Origin of the sequence: Paenibacillus sp. OT2-17, assembly GCF_009827695.1 — a bacterium.
Taxonomy (GTDB): domain Bacteria; phylum Bacillota; class Bacilli; order Paenibacillales; family Paenibacillaceae; genus Paenibacillus; species Paenibacillus polymyxa_B.
In genome coordinates, this window is the sequence record NZ_WUDQ01000318.1 from 1 (window position 1) to 4,106 (window position 4,106).

The following is a 4,106-nucleotide window of genomic DNA, read 5'->3' on the forward strand; positions in this document are numbered from 1 at the left end:
CCGCCTCGAGGGCCATAAGGATACGTGCGGCGATAAACATTCCAAAACCCGGCAGAACAAAGGAGAGGACATTGGCTACTGCAAATAATCCGAGGGAACTCAAGAGCAGCTTGCGTCTGTCCCATTTGGCGGTTACTGCCATCAGGATCGGCGTGCCAATCGCGTAAGCAAGGGAAAAGACTGTAATCAGCTGGCCCGCTGCGGACACCGTAATCCCCATGGTTGTTGCAATCTGATCCAAAACGCCTGAGATAATGTATTCGGATGTGCCTACCAAAAAACTAACAATTGCCAAAATATACACTTTCCACGTGCTCTGCATTTTTAAATAACGCCTCTTTTCTTTTGTTATTTTTATATTTTTACAAATATCGAAATTAAGACTAAAAAAATTTATGTTATCAGGAACGGGGCATATTTCTGCGCTGCTTCCACATCCAAGCTGTAATAAATAAACGTCCCCTCTTTACGGTATGTGAGCAGCCCCGACTCTGCCATTTGCTTCAGATGGTGCGATAGCGTTGAAATAGCTACACTGTTCAGCTTCTCGCCCAGCACAGAGCAGCATTGGTCACTTTCCTCTTTTAGCAGAAGTGCTATTTTGAGACGAGTCGGTTCTCCAAGTGCTTTATATATTTTTACAGCCTGCTGCATCTCTGTTGTATCTTTCACCCTGTTCGGCTCCCTTCTGTTCCAGTCTTAATTTCGATGTTTGTCGAAATAAAATTATCACAAACATTTGTAAAAGTAAACCCGTTTATTATAAAGGTACAGCTATTTTACACTCTGTGGTGTGAATAATGTTCTTTCTCATCCGATAAATCCCCCCATCCATAAAGGATGGAGGGAAAAATGATCTGAGTAGAGAGGGAGAATCATGGATGCTATGGCGTTAATTCGGGCTTGCCGTGGGTCTGACAATAATTTCATTAACATCTACATCCGCTGGCTGCTCCATGGCATACAGAATGGAACGCGCAATGGCATCAGGCGAAATCGAAATACGACGGTACTCTTTCATTCCTTGCCGGGCCTCTTCATCTGAAATACTGTCAGCAAGCTCAGATTCGGTTACTCCTGGCGATACCAGCGTCACACGAATATCTCCCCCCACCTCCAAACGCAATCCTTCAGAAATCGCCCGAACCGCATACTTCGTTGCGCAATACACCGCTGCAGTCGGGGTTACACTATACGCGCCAATAGAGGCGATATTGATAAACTGACCAAATCCTTGCTTTTTCATAATCGGAAGCCCTGCCGCAATCCCATGCAGAACGCCCCGTATATTTACATCAATCATGCGATCCCATTCCTCTACCTTCAGGGCTTCTAATTTTGAAAGAGGCATCACTCCCGCATTGTTCAAAATGACATCCACACGCCCAAATGTTTTTTCCGCGTACTTAATGAACGCTTCCATCTGGTCCCTCTTAGTCACATCCAGTTGCTGATAATCAGCCGATCCACCTTTAGAACGAATCTCGGATGTCAGAGCCTCCAGTCGCTCTGTGCGTCTGGCCCCTAATATTACATGAGCCCCATGGTGAGCAAGTAAACGGGCAGTAGCTTCACCGATCCCACTGCTTGCCCCCGTAATAGCTACGACTTTCCCTTTAATATCCAACATTCTTATTCCTCCTTTAGTTTAAAAACGGACTCAAAAACATTCCTGCATGATACAGAACATCATCCTCAAATTCGCCATCTGCCGTAAATCCGGTGTCGCCCACATACTTGATATGGTCACCTTCCACGATGTAGCTACCTGTGTAGGCACTTTGCCTCTGATCACGTGCTTCTGTTCATTTGGCGTTGTTTCTGTACCCTTATTATGAGACGATGATGTTTTGAGCTGGTAGAAGAATCAGAGCAAATTATTGCCTAATCCTCCAAAGACCCTTAATATGTAATAAACTACTGAAAATGAAAACGGGCTACGTTGCAAAGAAGGGATGTGTCATGATGGGGGCAACCAAAATAGAAGGTTCTACCATGGAAAAACAAGCCGAGTTGGCAAGGCTTATAGAACGATTTTCAAATCAGGACGGAGTTCTCACTACAGCCATACCTTCGCTTCATTTCGTCCGAAGTTCAAATACAACCGTACCGATACATCAAGTCCATGAACCTGCTTTATGTATTGTGGCACAAGGCAGAAAAGTCGTGATGCTCGCAGAGGAAAGTTACCATTACGGCACATCCGATTACCTTGTTGTGTCGGTGGATTTGCCGATTTCCGGGCAGGTCATTCAAGCGTCAGCAGAAGCTCCTTATTTGTGCCTCCGGCTCAATTTTGATCCGCATCAGGTTTTGGACCTGATCAAGGAATCTGCTTTTCCCACAAGCCCAATGCCTGATTCCAGACGAGGCTTGTATGTAAGCCAAACTAACTCTCTACTGCTGGATGCCGTGGTAAGGCTAGTGCATCTTTTGGAAAACCCGCAAGATGTTCCGGTGCTGGCTCCATTAGTCATTCGTGAGATACTGTATAGGATTTTACAGGGGAATCAGGGGGAATCCTTAAAACAACTGGTCATGACCGGCAGCCATTCCAACCGAATCGCAGAAGTCATAAAGCGGATTAAGAAGGATTATGATAAGCCGTTACGTATTGAGGAATTGTCCAAACTAGCGAATATGAGTCCTTCGTCACTACATCGTCATTTTAAAGAGGTTACGGCTATGAGCCCAATGCAATATCAAAAACAATTACGTCTACAAGAGTCCCGCCGCCTGTTGTTATCTGAATCAGCGGATGCGGCAGATGTCGGTTTTCAGGTAGGTTACGAGAGTCCCTCACAATTCAGCCGCGAATACGCCCGCTTGTTCGGCCTGCCTCCAATTAGTGATATTAAACGCTTGCGCTCAGATCAGGATCACATGACCACTTGAACCCATTGTTAGATGAACATCTGAAACCAATGGTTCTACTAACGTTTATCCCAATCATAAATGCCAGGATGTAAAAAACAGCACAAAACAGCCGCTCCTCCGGTAGAGACGCGGCTGTTCAATATATTCCTCTATGCATGTGGTCATCACTATTTGAGCATCAATACGGATTATCCAGCTTGACGAACAAGGCTCGGATGACATCCTTCTCTGCCGTAGTAAGCTTTTGTCCTGCCTGCCATTGTTGAATCTCTTTCTTGACTTCCTTGGGTTCTCTATAACTGAGAGCATACCCGATGCTTCCTATACCTTGTGTGCGGTTGGTTTTGTCCATATTTGCCAATGCTCGAGTCATCGCAGTTCTATCTCTTGTAAACAAATCTCCCATAAGACCAGCATAGCTTTCGCTTAAAGCTCCATCCAATCCGTCAGAAGCCTGAATCAGATTTGCAAAGCTTTCCGATGGAATAAAAGCACGCTGCCTATACAGATATTCGATAATTTCCAGGCTTTGATGTTCTTTGATTTCGTTTATCTTTCCCCATTGGATTCCTGCTAAATGGTCCGTCATATGACGTACTTTTGCTTCATCACTGAGGGATGAATCCTTATAAAAGGACAGCACTAGCTCCTCTTTACTTTGCTGGGTGTGCTGCGTATTGGCTACAGTTTGCTTGGACTCCCCATTGTTTGCCCTGGACGGCGCCGCAGTTTCAGCATCCTGTCCCACTGGATGGGGAGTGCACCCTATGGTTACAGCCAGCAATAGTGCAGTACAAGCTACAGAAACGAACGCATTACCTTTTAACATGAATCCACTCTCCTGTCTGAACAAACAATGGTCGTTATAATTGTCCAAAATCCACTCATACCCTACTACTCATCACGCCCTACCGTGGGCTTACGGATCACAGAGACGCTCGATTCCCTCACGATCAGACGAGGCTCGAATTGCACACGCTCATAATCCCCAGGTGTCTGTTCCTGAATCCGCTTGAGCAGCAGCTCCGCAGCCAACCGTGCCACCTCTTCCCCCATGATGGAAACTGAGCTGATCTGAGGGGTCGTTACCATAGCCCACAGATTGTTATCAATACCGACTACAGCAACCTCATCTGGCACTTTTACGCCCAAATCCTTAAATCGATTGACGATCCCTATCGCCACCATATCGTTAACCGCATAAATAGCATCTGGCATATGTTTCAAGC

The 4,106-nt window shown here is 45.7% G+C and carries 6 protein-coding genes and 1 pseudogene; 1 reads left to right on the forward strand and 6 read right to left on the reverse strand.

Going from position 1 to position 4,106, the window contains the following annotated elements:
* From GRP75_RS20295 to GRP75_RS20310, 4 genes and pseudogenes are all read right to left on the reverse strand, one after another.
* A partial coding sequence (locus GRP75_RS20295) for an MFS transporter (RefSeq protein ID WP_160790195.1) occupies positions 1-322 on the reverse strand: 322 nt, incomplete at its 3' end.
* Between the two features lie 71 nt (positions 323-393).
* The gene (locus tag GRP75_RS20300; RefSeq protein ID WP_013311367.1) at positions 394-672 is read right to left on the reverse strand and encodes an ArsR/SmtB family transcription factor; all 279 of its coding nucleotides are present in this window, start codon (positions 670-672) and stop codon (positions 394-396) included.
* Positions 673-892: 220 nt separating this feature from the next.
* Positions 893-1,630, reverse strand: a complete 738-nt coding sequence (locus GRP75_RS20305) for an SDR family oxidoreductase (RefSeq protein ID WP_028542250.1) — start codon at positions 1,628-1,630, stop codon at positions 893-895.
* Positions 1,631-1,643: 13 nt separating this feature from the next.
* Positions 1,644-1,793: pseudogene (locus tag GRP75_RS20310) on the reverse strand (Atu4866 domain-containing protein); the annotation flags it as partial.
* A 172-nt stretch (positions 1,794-1,965) separates the two neighbouring features.
* On the opposite strand from GRP75_RS20310, the gene GRP75_RS20315 reads away from it, so the two are divergent.
* Entirely contained in the window at positions 1,966-2,895 is a 930-nt protein-coding gene (locus tag GRP75_RS20315) for an AraC family transcriptional regulator (RefSeq protein ID WP_160790198.1), read from the forward strand.
* A 160-nt stretch (positions 2,896-3,055) separates the two neighbouring features.
* Here the strand turns inward: GRP75_RS20315 and GRP75_RS20320 are convergent, their stop codons facing one another.
* Positions 3,056-3,706: a hypothetical protein gene (locus GRP75_RS20320; protein ID WP_076295527.1), complete on the reverse strand. Its 651-nt coding sequence runs from the start codon at positions 3,704-3,706 to the stop codon at positions 3,056-3,058.
* A gap of 65 nt (positions 3,707-3,771) precedes the next feature.
* Positions 3,772-4,106 (reverse strand): substrate-binding domain-containing protein (locus tag GRP75_RS20325; protein ID WP_160790196.1); only part of this gene is annotated, 335 nt, incomplete at its 5' end.

Excerpts from the sequence above, each read along its gene's own strand:
- GRP75_RS20305 (WP_028542250.1), bottom strand. The coding sequence starts at position 1,630 with ATGTTGGATATTAAAGGGAAAGTCGTAGCTATTACGGGGGCAAGCAGT.
- GRP75_RS20315 (WP_160790198.1), top strand. The coding sequence starts at position 1,966 with ATGGGGGCAACCAAAATAGAAGGTTCTACCATGGAAAAACAAGCCGAG.
- GRP75_RS20320 (WP_076295527.1), bottom strand. The coding sequence starts at position 3,706 with ATGTTAAAAGGTAATGCGTTCGTTTCTGTAGCTTGTACTGCACTATTG.